The organism is uncultured Halorubrum sp. (assembly GCF_937146585.1).
Taxonomy (GTDB): domain Archaea; phylum Halobacteriota; class Halobacteria; order Halobacteriales; family Haloferacaceae; genus Halorubrum; species Halorubrum miltondacostae.
This window is the reverse complement of the sequence record NZ_CAKZRO010000010.1, coordinates 1-15,675: the sequence shown is the minus strand read 5'-3', so window position 1 is coordinate 15,675 and position 15,675 is coordinate 1. Positions and strand designations below refer to the sequence as shown.

The 15,675-nt window shown below is 70.4% G+C and carries 13 protein-coding genes and 1 tRNA gene; 9 read left to right on the top strand and 5 right to left on the bottom strand.

Annotated features, from left to right (window positions below):
- The first annotated feature begins 496 nt into the window (after window positions 1-496).
- Window positions 497-1,027 (top strand): hypothetical protein, encoded by a 531-nt coding sequence (locus tag Q0116_RS00805; RefSeq protein ID WP_297884582.1) that lies wholly within the window; start codon window positions 497-499, stop codon window positions 1,025-1,027.
- Window positions 1,028-1,123: 96 nt separating this feature from the next.
- Here Q0116_RS00805 and Q0116_RS00800 read toward each other — a convergent pair whose 3' ends face one another.
- Window positions 1,124-2,020, bottom strand: coding sequence for a hypothetical protein (locus Q0116_RS00800; protein WP_297884581.1), 897 nt, complete (start codon window positions 2,018-2,020; stop codon window positions 1,124-1,126).
- Between the two features lie 266 nt (window positions 2,021-2,286).
- Here Q0116_RS00800 and Q0116_RS00795 point away from each other — a divergent pair, with 266 nt between their 5' ends.
- The 4 genes from Q0116_RS00795 (at window position 2,287) to azf (ending at window position 7,124) form a co-directional block, all read left to right on the top strand.
- Entirely contained in the window at window positions 2,287-2,841 is a 555-nt protein-coding gene (locus tag Q0116_RS00795; protein WP_297884579.1) for a hypothetical protein, read from the top strand.
- 84 nt (window positions 2,842-2,925) lie between these two features.
- Complete coding sequence (mutS, locus tag Q0116_RS00790) at window positions 2,926-5,694, top strand: DNA mismatch repair protein MutS (protein WP_297884578.1); 2,769 nt, start codon at window positions 2,926-2,928, stop codon at window positions 5,692-5,694.
- Window positions 5,695-5,744: 50 nt separating this feature from the next.
- Window positions 5,745-6,095 (top strand): cell division protein SepF, encoded by a 351-nt coding sequence (gene sepF, locus Q0116_RS00785; protein ID WP_297884576.1) that lies wholly within the window; start codon window positions 5,745-5,747, stop codon window positions 6,093-6,095.
- Window positions 6,096-6,215: 120 nt separating this feature from the next.
- Window positions 6,216-7,124, top strand: coding sequence for an NAD-dependent glucose-6-phosphate dehydrogenase Azf (gene azf, locus Q0116_RS00780; RefSeq protein ID WP_297884574.1), 909 nt, complete (start codon window positions 6,216-6,218; stop codon window positions 7,122-7,124).
- Between the two features lie 41 nt (window positions 7,125-7,165).
- On the opposite strand, the gene Q0116_RS00775 is transcribed toward azf, so the two are convergent.
- Window positions 7,166-7,828: a hypothetical protein gene (locus Q0116_RS00775; protein WP_297884572.1), complete on the bottom strand. Its 663-nt coding sequence runs from the start codon at window positions 7,826-7,828 to the stop codon at window positions 7,166-7,168.
- A gap of 186 nt (window positions 7,829-8,014) precedes the next feature.
- The gene (locus Q0116_RS00770; protein WP_297884570.1) at window positions 8,015-8,293 is read right to left on the bottom strand and encodes a hypothetical protein; all 279 of its coding nucleotides are present in this window, start codon (window positions 8,291-8,293) and stop codon (window positions 8,015-8,017) included.
- A 461-nt stretch (window positions 8,294-8,754) separates the two neighbouring features.
- On the opposite strand from Q0116_RS00770, the gene Q0116_RS00765 reads away from it, so the two are divergent.
- A complete protein-coding gene (locus tag Q0116_RS00765; protein WP_297884584.1) occupies window positions 8,755-10,590 on the top strand; it encodes a cation:proton antiporter in 1,836 nt (611 codons plus the stop codon).
- A gap of 30 nt (window positions 10,591-10,620) precedes the next feature.
- On the opposite strand, the gene Q0116_RS00760 is transcribed toward Q0116_RS00765, so the two are convergent.
- Together Q0116_RS00760 and Q0116_RS00755 are read right to left on the bottom strand one after the other, a co-directional pair.
- Complete coding sequence (locus Q0116_RS00760; RefSeq protein ID WP_297884568.1) at window positions 10,621-11,598, bottom strand: hypothetical protein; 978 nt, start codon at window positions 11,596-11,598, stop codon at window positions 10,621-10,623.
- Window positions 11,599-12,026: 428 nt separating this feature from the next.
- Window positions 12,027-12,099: transfer RNA gene (locus tag Q0116_RS00755), tRNA-Arg, on the bottom strand.
- 246 nt (window positions 12,100-12,345) lie between these two features.
- Between Q0116_RS00755 and Q0116_RS00750 the strand changes: the two genes are divergently transcribed.
- The 3 genes from Q0116_RS00750 to Q0116_RS00740 all read left to right on the top strand — a co-directional run bounded on the left by Q0116_RS00750 (window position 12,346) and on the right by Q0116_RS00740 (window position 15,376).
- Window positions 12,346-13,821: a single-stranded DNA binding protein gene (locus tag Q0116_RS00750; RefSeq protein ID WP_297884567.1), complete on the top strand. Its 1,476-nt coding sequence runs from the start codon at window positions 12,346-12,348 to the stop codon at window positions 13,819-13,821.
- A 118-nt stretch (window positions 13,822-13,939) separates the two neighbouring features.
- Window positions 13,940-14,371, top strand: coding sequence for a histone family protein (locus Q0116_RS00745; protein ID WP_297884565.1), 432 nt, complete (start codon window positions 13,940-13,942; stop codon window positions 14,369-14,371).
- Window positions 14,372-15,376: a histone deacetylase gene (locus Q0116_RS00740; RefSeq protein WP_297884564.1), complete on the top strand. Its 1,005-nt coding sequence runs from the start codon at window positions 14,372-14,374 to the stop codon at window positions 15,374-15,376. It abuts the gene before it with no gap.
- The last annotated feature ends 299 nt before the right edge of the window (window positions 15,377-15,675 follow it).

Sequence of the window (15,675 nt, the reverse complement as noted above, 5' to 3'; positions counted from 1 at the left end):
GTACCGAGTCCCGCGCCCGCGGACGCGACGCCGACCGCGCCGAGGCCCGCGAGCACCTTGCGCCGCGAGAGTCCGATTGTGTCGTTTGTGTCTTTGCTCATGGTTTCTCCCCCGACTCGCCCCCCGTCCGCGCTGGGCTGACCGAATCGGTTACTTCCCCCTCCGAGGGGTACCGACCTAGTTACGCGTTCCCACGTCACCGTCGAACGACTGATTCCAGCCGGTAGAAGCCCTCAAGCCACCGGTCAAAGGATGCGTTCGATCGGCGGTTCGACGACCCTACTCCGGTGGTTATTGCCGGTATGTTTCCCGTACCGCCGCCGCCGAACGCGGCACGAAGACCGTACTCGACGGGCCGAATCCGACAGGAACCCCGTACCTCCCCCTCCGGATCGGCGACCGCGAGCGGTAGCGCGCCCATACATATACTCCCGTCCGACGCAGTAGGCGACAGAACTCGGGCGCCGCCGAGCGCGGCCGCCCGGCCCCCATCTCCATGAAACTCCGAAATGACGTCCTTCCGGCCGAACAGGTGTACGCCATCCTCGCGAACGAGCGCCGACGGCGCGCGATCGAACAGCTCGGCTCCGTCGGCGGGACGGTCTCGGTCAACGAGCTGTCGACGCTCGTCGCCGCCCGGGAGACCGGCGAGCGCCCGCCGCCGACGCGCTGCCGCGAGAGCGTGTACACGTCGCTGGTCCAGACGCACCTGCCCAAGCTGGCGGACGCGGGCGTGATCACGTACGACCGCGAGTCGCAGACGATCGAGCTCTCCCGGCGCGCACGCGACGTGCGCCTGTACACGGAGATTCTCGCGCCCGGCGGCGCGACGTGGTCGGAGCTGTACCGCGCGCTGGCGATGGTGTCGCTGCTCGTCGTGCTCGCCGCGCTCCTCGAGGCCCCGCTCGTGTCGGCGGTCGACCCCGTGCTGTGGACCAGCCTCGCGCTCGGCGCGTTCGCCGTCGCCAGCGCCGCCCAGCTCTGGGTCAACCGCTTCTCCGTGCTGCGACAGCTCCGGCTGCGGTGAACTGACCCGAAAAACGAACCGCGCGGCCACTTCCCTTCGCCGACCGCCTTCTCGTCTCCGTCCTCTCGCCCGTCCGACTCGCTCTCGCTCGCCCGACTACTCGCTCGCGGCCGCGAGCGACGCCGGCAGCCGCAGCTCGAACAGCCGCGCGTCACAGCCCGCGCAGCGGCCGGCGACCACGTCGTAGCTGGAACAGCAGGACTCGACGACGCCCTCCTCGAGGGCCACGTCGCCCGCGCAGGTGGGGCAGTCCTCGACGAACAGCCGGAGGGCGCCGAGGACCGCGCTCCGCTGGGCGAGCGGGCGATCCGCCCAGTCGCCGTCGAGCCCCGTCAGCACGCGGTCGGCCGCGGCGTCGGCCCGGAACGCCGGCCGCGACTCCCAGTGACCGATCCGCTCCTCGCCGGCGTACGCGAACCCCGCGCCGCCCCGCCAGTCGAGCGAGAGTTCGTCCCGGTCGAGTCCGGTGAGCGCCGCGAGCGCCGCGAGGTCGTCGCGGTCGGTCCGTCTCCCCTCGTCGGGCGTCGCTCCCGCCCCGTCCTCGGCCGCCGCCCGCCACGACGCGGCGAAGTCGGGGGCGAACGCGAAGTCGTCGCCCGCGGGCGTCTCGACGAGGACGCCCGCGTCGAGGAGGTACGCTTCGGGGTCTACCTCACCGACGCCCAGCCCGCGGGGCTCGGCGTTGCCCGACGCCTTGCCGAACAGCGCGAGCACCCGCTCCGGGAGGTAGCGCTTCGTGAGCTCTGGCGTCCCGGGGACGAGGTAGCCGCGGAGCCAGATGGCCCCGAGCGACGCGCCGAACCCGACCGCGCCGAGCAGCGGCGCGCCGACGGCGGCCGCCGCGCCGGCCCCGACCGCGGCGATGACGACGTTGACGACCGTACAGGGGAGACACCGGTTCGCGCCGACGTACTCCGGCTGTCGGAGGCGACCGACGGCGGCGCGCGCGGGTTCTCGGAGGCGGCCCAAGACCGTTTCTCGTGACGCGTTCATACCCCTCGGACGGTGCGCACCGACCTATGTATGGGCCGCCTACCGCGTCCGACGCGGCCTCTCCGGTCCGCAAAATCGTTACAGCGGCCGGACAACTATCGCTGTGTCGCCGCGCTGAAATGTGTCGAAGACGCCAGGGACGCCCGAAATACGGCGAGTGTGTACACTTCTGTTCGGGCGAATCTTTCGGGACCGGCGCTGAAGATTACAATGCGAAGTGATATATCCTCCCGTGATAATCGTACTCGTATTCCGTTGTATGAGCTATGACACCACAACTCGCCAAGCAAGCGGCGTCGTCGGACACCGGCGGTGAGGACCTTTCGCGCGACGAGGTCTTCACCGCGCTGAGCAACCGGCGGCGTCGCAACGTGATCAAGTACCTGAAAACAAACGGCACCGAGGCGCGCGTCAGGGACATCGCCGAGCAGCTGGCCGCGTGGGAGAACGACGTCGAGATTCCGGCGGTGACGTACAAGCAGCGCAAGCGCGTGTACACCGCGCTCCACCAGTCGCACCTGCCGAAGCTCGCCGCGAGCGGGTTCATCGACTACGAGTCCGACCGGGGGCTGGTGTCGCTCACCGAGGAGAGCCGGCAGCTGGAGGTGTACCTCGAGATCGTCTCGGAGAAGGAGATCCTCTGGGGCGAGTACTACGCCGGGCTCGCCGTCGTGTGCGGGCTGTTGGCGATCGCGGGATGGGCCGGGACCGCCCCGTTCGCCGCGGTCTCCGGGTACGCGTACGCGGCGCTCTTCGCGCTCGTGTTCGGCGCGTCCGGGCTCGTCCACCGGACGTCGACGAAGCGGAACCGGCTCGGGTGACGACCCTTCTCCCCGCGGACCCGACCGGAACGATCGCGCTGACACCCGCAGGGTTTTAGCCGCGCACGGCGGGAGTACGGACATATGGCAACGGGGATCGTCGGGGAGTTCCTCGATCTCAAGGCGGAGACGGACGCGGACGTCCTCGCGATGCAGTGCGGCGACTTCTACGAGTTCTTCGCTGACGACGCCGAGCTGGTCGCCGACGAGCTCGATCTGTCGATCTCGCAGAAGTCCTCCCACGGCTCGTCGTACCCGATGGCGGGCGTGCCCCTCTCGGAGCTGACGCCGTACGTGAACGCCTTGGTCGAGCGCGGCTACCGGGTCGCGGTCGCCGACCAGTACGAGACCGAGGACGGCGACCACGCCCGCGAGATCGTCCGCGTCGTCACGCCGGGCACGGTGTTGGAGACGAGCGACGACGACGCGCGCTACCTCGCGGCCGTGGTGCGGGAGGAGGGCGCGACCGGCGCGACCGCGGACGCCGATGCCGACGGCCCCTACGGGCTCGCGTTCGCCGACGTGACCACGGGACGATTCTTGGCCACGACGGTCGACGACGGCGGCGACCTGCGCGCCGAGCTCTACCGGTTCGACCCGGCCGAGGTGCTGCCCGGGCCGCGGGTCCGCAACGACGACGGCCTCCTCGGCGCGGTCCGCGAGGACCTCTCGGGGCGCGTCACCGCCTTCGACGCGGAGGCGTTCGCGGCCGGGCGCGCGGAACACGCGGTGCGCGAGCAGTTCGGCCGCGAGACGACCGACAGCGTCGGGCTCGACTCGACGCTCGCCGTCCGCGCCGCGGGCGCGGTCCTCTCGTACGTCGAGGAGACGGGGGCGGGCGTGCTCGCCTCGATGACGCGCCTGACGGCGTACGGCGCGGACGACCGCGTCGACGTCGACGCGACCACCCAGCGCAACCTCGAGATCACGGAGACGATGCGGGGCGACGCCGACGGCTCGCTGTTCGACACGGTCGACCACACCGTCACCGCAGCCGGCGGCCGACTGCTCCGCGAGTGGCTCACCCGGCCGCGACGTGACCGCGAGACGCTCGACGACCGGCTCGACGCGGTCGAGGCGCTGGCGTCCGCGGCGCTCGCCCGCGACCGGCTCCGCGAGGTGCTCGGCGACGCCTACGACCTCGAACGCCTCGCGGCGCGCACGACGAGCGGGAGCGCTGGCGCGCGCGAACTGCTCTCGGTCCGCGACACCCTCGCGCTGCTGCCGGCCCTCGCGGACGCCGTCGACGACACCGCCCTCGCCGACTCGCCCGCGGCCGCCGTGCTCGGCCGGGTCGACCGCGACCGCGCGGCCGCGCTCCGCGCGGAGCTCGCCGACGCCCTCGCCGAGGACCCGCCGAAGGCGAAGACCGGCGGCGGCCTCCTGAAGCGCGGCTACGACGACGAGCTCGACGACCTGATCGAGCGCCACGAGGAAGTGAACTCGTGGCTCGACGGCCTCGCGGAGCGCGAGAAGCGACAGCACGGGCTCAGCCACGTCACCGTCGACCGCAACAAGACGGACGGCTACTACATCCAGGTCGGGAAGTCGGTCGCCGACCGGGTACCGGAACACTACCGCGAGATCAAGACGCTGAAGAACTCGAAGCGGTTCGTCACCGACGAGCTCGCCGAGAAGGAGCGGGCGGTCCTCCGCCTGGAGGAGGCCCGCGGCGAGCTGGAGTACGAGCTGTTCGAGGAGCTCCGCGAGCGCGTCGCCGAACGCGCCGAACTGCTTCAGGACGCCGGACGAGCGGTCGCCGAGCTCGACGCGCTCGCCTCGCTCGCGACCCACGCCGCGCGGCGGGACTGGACGCGCCCGTCGCTGACGGACGAGCGCCGGCTCGACGTCGAGGCCGGCCGCCACCCCGTCGTCGAGGGGACGACCGACTTCGTCCCGAACGACCTGCGGCTCGACGCCGACCGCGGCTTCCTCGTCGTCACCGGCCCGAACATGAGCGGGAAGTCGACGTACATGCGGCAGGCCGCGCTGATCCAGCTGCTCGCGCAGGCGGGCTCGTTCGTCCCCGCGCGCGCCGCCGAGGTGGGGCTCGTCGACGGCATCTACACGCGCGTCGGCGCGCTCGACGAGCTGGCGCAGGGCCGCTCGACGTTCATGGTGGAGATGCAGGAGCTGTCGAACATCCTCCACTCGGCGACGGCGGACTCCCTGGTCATCCTCGACGAGGTCGGCCGCGGCACCGCCACCTACGACGGCATCTCCATCGCGTGGGCCGCGACCGAGTACCTCCACAACGAGGTCCGCGCGCGGACGCTGTTCGCCACTCACTACCACGAGCTGACGACGCTCGCCGACCACCTCCCGCGCGTCGAGAACGTCCACGTCGCCGTCGACGAGCGCGACGGCGAGGTGACGTTCCTCCGCACCGTCCGCGACGGCCCGACGAACCGCTCGTACGGGGTCCACGTCGCCGACCTCGCGGGCGTCCCCGACCCCGTCGTCTCCCGCGCGGACGAGGTCCTTGACCGGCTCCGCGAGGAGAAGGCGATCGAGGCGCGCGGCGGGTCGCGAGGTGGCGGAAGCGGCGACGGCGAGTCCCCCGGCGTCGACGGCGGCGGCACGCAACAGGTCGTGTTCGACCTCTCCTCCGGGTCGTTCGCCGGGGACGGGGCGTCCGACTCCGGTAGAGAGACGGGCTCGGCCTCCCGGAACGGGACCGCCGCGGACGGATCGGAATCGACAACCCGAGCGACCGAGTCCGACGCCGCGACGGCGCGGCTCGACGCCGAGACCCGCGCCGTGATCGAGGAGCTGAGCGACGTCGACGTCGCGGAGACGCCCCCGGTGGAGCTGCTCTCGCGGGTCCAGGAGTGGCAGGAGCGGCTCGACTGAGCGGTGCGTCTGACGTAAGAACTAATGTCTGACCTCGTCGTGTGGTGTGTATGGGCATCATGAGCAAGATCCTCGGCGGGGGCGGGAGCCGCTCCGTCGACGACTACGTCGAGCTCGACACGGACGACTTCGCCGACGCGCACGCGGAGACCGGCACGCAGGTACACTTCGCCGAAATCGCCGACCAGAGCGACGTCATCCCGATCAAGGACGCGGTGTACGACGGCGACTTCGTCGTCGCCGACATCACCCGCCACTCCACGTCGGACCGGACGATAGAACACGTCTACGACGAGCTCCGACAGGTCGTCGAGGAGGTCGACGGCGACATCGTCCAGAAGGGCGACGACCAGATCATCGTCACCCCGACCGGCGTCAAGGTCTCGCGGCAGAAGCTGTAGGCGCGCCCTCCCGACGTTTCGCCACCGTTTTCCGCTCGTGACACCGGCCTCGCGGCCGGGATTCGGGCGTACCGGCCGAACCGTGTCATATATGCCGTTCTCCCGCCCACGTAGAGTCGAATGGACGAGCCGGTCCTCCTGACGGGCGCCGGCGGACGGGTGGGACAGGCCATCCTCCGCGGTATCGGTGACGACTACGACTGGCGGCTCCTTGACCGCGAGCCCCTCCCGGCGGCGAAGGTGCCGAACGGGGTCACCGACGCCGACCGGTACGTCGCCGACATCACCGACGAGCGCGCCGTCCGCGAGGCGGTCGCCGACGTCGGCGCGGTGATCCACCTCGCCGGCGACCCCCGGAAGACGGCCCCGTGGGACTCCGTGCTCCGGAACAACATCGACGGGACGCAGGTCGTGATGCGCGCCGCCGCCGACGCCGGCGTCGAGAAGTTCGCGTTCGCCTCCTCGAACCACGCCGTCGGCGGCTACGAGACCGACGAGCGCACCCCCGACCTCTACCGGTCCGAGGACGAGTACCGGCTCGACGGGAGCGAACTCCCCCGTCCCGGCAACCTCTACGGCGTCTCGAAGGCGGCCGGCGAGTCGCTCGGGCGCTTCTATCACGACGAGTTCGGCATGAGCGTCGTCTGCGTCCGCATCGGGAACCTCACCAAGGACCACCCGCCCCGCGAGTACGAGCGCGGGCAGGCGATGTGGCTCTCGCACCGCGACTGCGCGCACCTGTTCGACCGCTGTCTCCGGGCGACGTACGGCTACGAGGTCGTCTACGGCATCTCGAACAACGACCGGCGCTACTACTCCATCGAGCGCGCCCGCGAGGCGCTCGGCTACGACCCCGCCGACAACTCCGCCGATTACACCTTCGAGGGCGAGCCGAAGCCGGACCGCGACACCGAGACGAACGGGGGTCGCTACGCGGCCGACGGGTTCGACGCCGACCGCGCCGGCGACGCGCCGCCCGCCGAGCCGAACTTCCCGGCGGACCCGGACGCGTCGGGCGACGACGCCTGAGCGCCGCGGCGCGACCGACGCTCGCTCCCGCACCGGCGCCGCTAGAACAGCCCGTCGACGTCTCGCCGCTTCCGTTCCTCGCGCTCGACGTGATCGCCCAGCCGCGCGGCCACCTGCGGTCGCGCGTCCGGCGTCCGCAGGTACGCGAACAGCAGTTCGGCGAACTCGGTCCGGCCCGTCCCGCGCGCCTCGGACGCGAACTCCGCCGCGGTCGCGAGCGTCGCCTCGTCGCCCGGCTCGCCCGCCGCCGCGAGCGCCGGGGCCGCCAAGCCGGCCGCGCCGAGCGAAAGATCGCCGAACGTCGGCGTCTCGTCGTCGACTCGGACCCGCGGCGGCGTCGCCGACTCCGCCCCTTCGGGAGCCGCGGCGAGGCGCTCCGCCCACTCCCTGACGGGCGTCACCGCGACCCCCTGCGGATCGGTCACGGCCGCCAGCGCCACGGCGGCGTCCTCCGCGTGCCCGGAGGCCTCCTGACCGTCGCCGTCGACCGCGCGGCGCGTCGCCGCCGCGGTCGCGCCCAGTCCCCGGAGCAGTCGTTCGGCGTCCTCCTCACGAGTCTCGCTCGATGCCGTCGGCGTCGCTTCCCAGACGCTCTGCGCGGCGAGGAGATGTCTCTCGTTGAACAACGCGGCTCCGGCGACGACGCGTTCGGCGCCGTCGGCGGGGTCGCGGTCGCTCTGCCCTCGGGAGTCGCGGTCGCTCACGCGTCGCGGTCGGTGGCGGCGAGGGATAAATGTCGAGTTCCCCGACGGCGCGGCGGAGGGGCCGAGCACCGGGGGGACGACGGAGAGCCCGCACGTCAGGGAGGGGTGGAGGGGTCGAGCGTCAGCGGAGCGGTGGAGGGGGAAGCGTCAGCGGAGCGGTGGGGCTTCGAACGTCAGGGGGTTCGATCAGGTCTCTCGGACGCTCGCGTCGCCGTCCGGCAGCCGGAGCGTCCGACCGACCGCGGTCGGATACCGGCGGTGGAGTGCCGCGCCGACGACCGCGCCGGCGAGGGCCGCCAGGGCGACCGCAGCTGCGACCGGGAACGACAGGACCGCGACCGTCGCCACGGGTAACGCCGCGAAGGCGATCACCTCGCCGGGCGACGGGAGGGGGCCGGACGGGTGCGGACCCGCGTACGGGTCGGGATGGTCGGTGCGTCTGGAGGGGAATCGGTCTGCTGTCATCGTCGGATTGGAGTGGTGGTGCGAGGCGTGCGCCTCGCGGTCGGCGTCGACTCGACCGCCGCCGACCGCACCGCGCGGTCGGGAGACGGCGAACTGGCGTCGAGAGCGGTCCGTGGGAGACTATCGCTCGCGGCTGTCGCAAGCGGGCCGTCTCCGCGCCGGGGTCACGCGGCGACGGCACCGAGGAGAGCGGTGACCGGCCCGCGGCCCCGTTTCCGGGCGCTCCAGCGGGGGGCGAACGTCGGAATGGGGTCGCGGACGGTCATGGATTCGACCCGGCGGTGGGGACCGACCGGGCGTACGTTCACCCAGTGACGGAACCGAATTAATAGTTCCCCGTGTGTGCGAACCAATGGCGTGGACGGGCCGCCCCGGCCACCGGCGGTGTCGGCGGATACACCAGTACACTAACCACGTCGGGGGTCGTATCTGTGGTAGACGTGTCAGGTAGCCTACTCCCGGTGATCGCGGTCATCCTCGTCTCGGGGCTTGCGGTCCAGCTCCTCGCTCACCGGCTGCGCGTGCCGAGCGTCATCTTCTACCTCGCGATCGGCGTGGTGTTGGGGCCCGAAGCCTTGGGGCTCGTCACGCTGGAGACGTTCGGCGAGGGACTGGAGATCATCGTCGGCCTCAGCGTCGCGATCATCGTCTTCGAGGGGGCGTTCGCGCTCCGGTTCGACCGGATCCGCCGCGCGTCGACGGTCTCGCTCCGGCTGGTGACCGTCAGCGCGGTCGTGATGTTCGTCGGCACGGCGGCGGCGGTCCGCGTCTTCACCGGCGGCGAGTGGGAGATCGCGCTGCTCGTCGGCGCGCTGCTCGTGGCAACGGGCCCGACGGTCATCACGCCGATCCTCAACGTGGTCCGGGTGCGGGACCACGTCGCCACCGCGCTGGAGACCGAGGGGATCGTCAACGACGTGACGGCCGCGATCGTCGCGGTCGTCATCTTCGAGACGCTGCTGCTCGACGACCTCGGCGTCCCCGCGACGGTGCTCTCGTTCCTCCAGCGGTTCGGCGTCGGGGTCGCCGCGGGGCTGCTCGCGACGGCGATCATCTACCTGCTGTTGGACAGCGACATCGTCCCCGAACGCGACGTTCAGGCGTCGCAGTTCCTCGTGCTGGCGGCCGCGATCGGGTCGTTCGCCGCCGCGGAGGCCGTCGCCGCGGAGGCCGGCATCGCGGCGGCGGCGACGAGCGGGATCCTCCTCGGGAACCTCGGTCTGGACAACCGCGAGGAGATCGAGCGGTTCGCCCAGAACACGACGCTCATCGTCCTCTCGTTCGTGTTCATCTCGCTCGCCGCCCTGATCGACGTGGAGGCGATCGCCGGGCTCGGCGTCGGCGTGATCGGGCTCGTGTTCGTCATCATGTTCGTCCTGCGACCGCTCGGCGCGTTCCTCGCGACCGTCGGCGTCGAGCGGTTCACCCGCCCGGAGCGGCTGTTCATCGCGAGCGTCGGCCCGCGGGGGATCATCCCGGCGAGCGTGGCGACGCTGTTCGCCATCGAGCTGGAGCTCGCGGGCAGCATCGCCGCCGGCGAACTGCTCGTCGGCACGGTGTTCGCGGTCATCTTCGCGACGGTCCTCGTCGAGGCGGGGTTCGCGCGGCAGATCGGAGAGTTCCTCGGAGTGTCACCAATGCGCACGATAATCATCGGCGGGGGTCGGGTCGGCCAGGCGCTCGCCACGCGACTGGAGAACAGGGGCGAGTACGTCGTCGTCGTCGAGACGGACCCGGACGTCGCCGAGCGGGCGCGCGCGGATGGGTTCACCGTCTACGAGGGCGACGGCAGCGACACGGAGACGCTTCGCGCCGTCGACATCGACGACGCGAAGCGGTTCATCACGACGACGGCCGACGACGATATCAACCTCCTCGCGTGCCAGCTCGCGATCACCAAGTTCGACGTCGAGTCGGTGTACTCGCGGGTGAACGACCCGGACAACGTCGACGCCTTCGACAGCATCGGCGTCACCGGCATCGACGCCACGACGGCGACCGCGGCCGCCATCGACGACGAGATCGAGCGCCCCGCGCTCACGCACTGGATGAACGAACTCGGCGACAGCCACGACGTTCAGGAGGTGGAGGTGACCTCTCGGGAGCTGGCGGGGAAGAGCATCCGCGACCTCAACAGCCGGATCCCGGACGGGACGTTCGTCGCCGTGATCAGCCGCGACGGCGAGAACCGCGTCCCGTCGGCGGACAGCGTCCTCGAGGTCGGCGACCACGTGACGTTCATCGGCAACACCGACGGGGTCCGTCGGGCGATGGAGCGGTTCCACCCGCACGACTGACGGCTTAAACGGACGGTCGCGACGCGGGAGTCACTCGCTCTCTTCGGTCTCGCTCCGTTCCCGCATGAGCTCCTCGAAGAGGTCCCGCGGAACGACTCCGATCTGGTCCGGCCGTATCCCGGTGAAACTCCCGGTCCCACCGCCGCTGCCGCCGTCGGAGCTATCGCTACCGCTCCCGCCGCTGTCGTCGCCTCCGCTCCCGCCGCTGTCGTCGCCTCCGCTACTGCTGCCTCCGCCGCTGTCGTCGCCTCCGCTGCTGCCACCGCTGCCGCTGCCGCCACCGCTGCCACTGCCGCCACCGCTGCCGCTCCCACTACCGGCCTTACACTTCGAGTTACACTTGATCGTACAGCTGTTTCTGAACCCGTTCTTCCAGTTCCCGATGACCTGTACCCTCGCCTCGCACGACTCGACGTTCCCGCCGCCGCCGCAGGCGGTTCGACAGCGGTCGGCACAGCTGCCCCGTGCCGCATCGATGATCAGACTTCCCGCGCAGAGGGTCGCAATAGCAATCACTACCACACACACGGTGTTTGCGTCGACGACGGCGAACACGTCGTACTCCTTCTCCGCCTCGAGGTCACGAAACGTCCCGTAGTACGTCTGGTCCTTGCCCTGCGGACCGGGGAACGCCTCGAAGGTAAGTCGGTAGTTCTCGCCGGTCTCTTCTCGCGGTTCGTGCCGGAGGGCGTAGGTCGTCCCGGCCTCGGACCGTTCGGTCACCTCCGTCGCGAGGGGCTGATAATCGCGCCGGTTAATTTCAAGCCGCGTCGTAAACGGCATTCCGTCTTCCGTCAGCGTCTGTTCGTTCCGCATCACCAGCGTCTCGTCGTCCGAACTCGGGTCCCACTCGAAACAGGCGGCCCGATCGGATTCGCGATCTCTGATGAAAAACAGCCTCGGATCGCCGAGGAACACGTCGTTCAGTGATGGCATCCGTCGAGCGGACGCTTCCGGAGGGGGCGTAGCGGTACGCTCGTCGGCTTCGGACCGTCGGGCGTTGCTCATACGCGAACACCGACCGTGGTATTTGCTACCAATACACAAAATGTTACCGATCTAAGAGATTGATCCGGAGTCCGACGGATCGCTCCGCGATCGTCGCCTCATCCGCCGTTCCTCGCGCGTCTGCTGCCGAGCGTCCGCTTGCCCGGACCGAAAACGCAGCGACTCTCGAACGGAGTCTGACGGCCGTAACGTGTGGTGTGGACCGGGATCTGAACTCGGACAGGCGGCCGCCCTCGCTCCGCTCGGGCGCTACGTCTTTTCTGCTCAAATCTCCGCGGACTTTCTTTCAGCACGTGCTGCTCGCTATGCTCCAGCCTTGTGCTGAAAGAAACGTCCTGACGGAGTCCTGCGCGAGCGAAGCGAGCGCAGGGCACGTCGGGACGTGAACGCAGCGGCTGTCGAACGAAGTGAGACAGCCGCAAAGTGAACGTCCTGACGGAGATTTGAACTCCGGTCCCTGGCTCCGCAAGCCAAGAGGATAGTCCACTACCCTACCAGGACTCATCTCTACGTACCGCGGTAGAACTTAAGACGGTTACGGTCCGGCGGCCGCGTGCCTGCGGTCCGCATGCCTCCCGCGCCGGATGAACACCTTTTGTATCGACGGGACCGATGAACGCCTATGAGCCGCCTTCGAGCCGCGACCGCGACCCGTCCCGGTCGGCACGGCGACCGGGACGGATCCGGCGCGAACCCCGGCCAACGGCAACGCTTATGCGCGAACTCGCCGATCACGGAGGTACGCGTATGGGAGCCATAGAGGAGGTGTACGAGGACCTCGACACCGACGTCGAGTTCGAGGAGTTCGAGGCCGCCGTCGAGGACAAAGTCGATCAGATGGGCGGGCTGGCGGACGAGGAGACCGCCGCGATGCTCATCGCACACGAGCTGCGCGACGAGGAGGCCGACACCATCGCCGACATCGAGCCGGGGATGAACGAGGTGAAGTTCCTCGGCAAGGTGACCGCAATCGGCGAGGTCCGGACGTTTGAGCGCGACGACGAAGACGCGGAGGAGGGGCGCGTGTGTAACGTCGACGTCGCCGACGCCTCCGGCTCCGTCCGGGTCGCGCTCTGGGACGACATGGCCGCGGCGGCCGTCGAGGAGCTCGAAGTCGGGCAGGTCCTCCGGGTCATGGGCCGCCCGAAGGAGGGGTACAGCGGCCTCGAAGTGAGCGCGGACAAGGTCGAGCCGGACGAGGACGCCGAGGTCGACGTCCAGGTGCTCGACACCTACCGCGTCGAGGACCTCGCGCTCGGCGCCTCCGACGTGGACCTCGTCGGGCAGGTGTTAGACACGGACTCGATCCGGACGTTCGACCGCGACGACGGCAGCGAGGGACGGGTCGCGAACCTCACCCTGGGCGACGAGACGGGGCGCGTGCGCGTCACGCTGTGGGACGACAAGGCGGACCTCGCCGACGAGTTCGCGGCCGGCGAGGTCGTCGAGGTCGGCGACGGCTACGTCCGCGAGCGCGACGGCGACTTAGAGCTCCACGTCGGGGACCGCGGCACGGTCGAGCGCGTCGACGAGGACGTCGAGTACGTCCCGGAGACGACCGACATCGCCGACCTCGAGATCGACCAGACCGTCGACATCGGCGGCGGCGTCATCGAGACCGACCCAAAGCGGACGTTCGACCGCGACGACGGCAGCGAGGGACAGGTCCGCAACGTCCGGATCAAAGACGAGACCGGCGAGATCCGCGTCGCGCTGTGGGGCGACAAGGCCGACCGCGAGATCGAACTGGCCGACCGCGTCGTCTTCACCGACGTCGAGATCCAGGACGGCTGGCAGGACGACCTCGAGGCGTCCGCGAACTGGCGGTCGACCGTCTCCGTCCTCGACGAGGGGAGCGACGCGGCGGCCGGCGTCGGCGGCGCGTCCGGGTCCGGCAGCACCGGGGGCGACGGCGCCGACCGCGGCGCGGACGAGACCGGGCTCGGCGCGTTCGCCGAGGACGGACAGAAGGCGGCCGCGGAGGCCGTCGCCGGCGAGGGCGGCGACGACGGCAGCGGCGGCGCGGCGACCGCGACGACGGAGCAGTCGGGCGGCGCGGTCGAGTTCACCGGGACGGTAGTCCAGACCGGGGACCCGGTCGTCCTCGACGACGGACAGCAGACGAGGACGGTCGACACCGACGCGAGCCTCCGACTCGGCGAGGAGATCACCGTCCGCGGGCCGGAGCGCGACGGAACCATCGACGCGGACGACGTCTTCTGAGGCGGCCGAGATCTTCTGACGCGGTCGAGGCTCTCAAACCCGGGTCGCTCCCCCTCCGGAGCCGGCGGCGATGCGGGTAACGGAAAGCGTTATACGATACACGGACGCGACTGTGTGTATGAGTGTCGAGTTGCCGTTCGCGCCGGTCGACGGGATCATCCGGCGGAACGCCGGGGAACTCCGCGTCAGCGCGGACGCCGCCGAGGAGCTCGCCCGACGGATCCAATCGCACGGCGCGGACCTCGCCGTCGACGCCGCGGAGCGGGCGACCGCGGACGGCCGGAAGACGCTGATGGCGGCCGACTTCGGCGTCGAGCAGGTCGTCACCCGCGAGGACCTCACCCTACCGGTCGCGCCCATCGACCGGATCGCGCGACTCCGGATCGACGACCGATACCGGGTCGGCGTCGACGCCCGGGTCGCGTTGGCCGATATCCTAGAGGACTACGCCGACAACGTCGCGAGCGCCGCCGCGACGCTCGCCCGCCACGCGGACCGCCGAACGGTACAGGCCGAGGACATCGAGACGTACTTCGCGTTGTTCGAGTAGATGCGGTTCGGCTACAGCGACCGGTGTCTCGACCACGACACCGGCGAACGACACCCGGAGAACCCGGATCGGCTCCGCGCGATCCGCCGCGGGCTCACCAAGCGCCACGGCGTCGAGTACGTCGAGGCCGACCCCGCGGAGAAGGCGGCGATCACCGCGGTCCACGACGACGGGTACGTCGACGAACTGGAGTCGTTCGTCGCCGACGGCGGCGGGAGCTGGGACCCCGACACCGTCGCCAGCGACGGCACGTGGGACGCGGCGCTCACCGCCGCCGGCCTCGCCCAGTGGGCCGCCCGCGAGGCGCTCGACGGCGCGACCGGCCGACAGACGCCGTTCGCGATCGGCCGCCCGCCGGGCCACCACGCCGTCACTGACGACGCGATGGGATTCTGCTTCTTCAACAACGCCGCCGTCGCCGCACAGACCGCGATCGACGAGGACCTCGCGGACCGGGTCGCCATCTTCGACTGGGACGTCCACCACGGCAACGGGACGCAGGACATCTTCTACGACAGCGAGGACGTCTTCTACGCGTCGATCCACGAGGACGGGCTCTACCCGGACACGGGCGCGCTCGACGAGACGGGCGAGGGGGACGGCGAGGGGACCACCGCGAACCTCCCGCTGGCCGCCGGGGCGGGAGACGCGGACTACCTGTACGCCGTCGACGAGGGCATCGCGCCCGCGGTCGACCGGTTCGACCCGGACCTGTTCATCGTCTCGGCCGGATTCGACGCGCACCGCCACGACCCCATCTCGCGGATGCGCGTCTCCTCCGAGGGGTACGCGCTGTTGACCGACCGGATCCGGACGCTCGCCGACGACGTCGGCGCGGCCGACGCGTACGTTCTGGAGGGCGGTTACGGGCTCGACACCCTCGCCGAGGGCGTCTCGATGGTCCACGAGACGTACGACGGTCGGACCCCGGTCGACACCGACGAGGAACCGGGCCAGAAGACAGAGTCGCTCGTCGACGACCTGCGGACGGAACTGGACCTGTAACGCGCGGCCTCACCGGCCGCTCCGCTCTCGCCTTCGTCTCTCAGATCTGCGTTCGTCGCCGCCGGACTCGCTCGTCGCTGACGCTCCTCGCTCGTAGTCGGCGTCGAAGAACGCCCGGAGCGGGATTTGAACCCGGAGGACTTCGCTCACTCCGTTCGCTCGTCCTCAGATTCAAATCCCTTCGTCTGCGTTTGTCGCCGCCGGACTCGCTCGTCGCTGACGCTCCTCGCTCGTAGTCGGCGTCGAAGAACGCCCGGAGCGGGATTTGAACCCGCGTCACGACCGTGACAGGGTCGTAT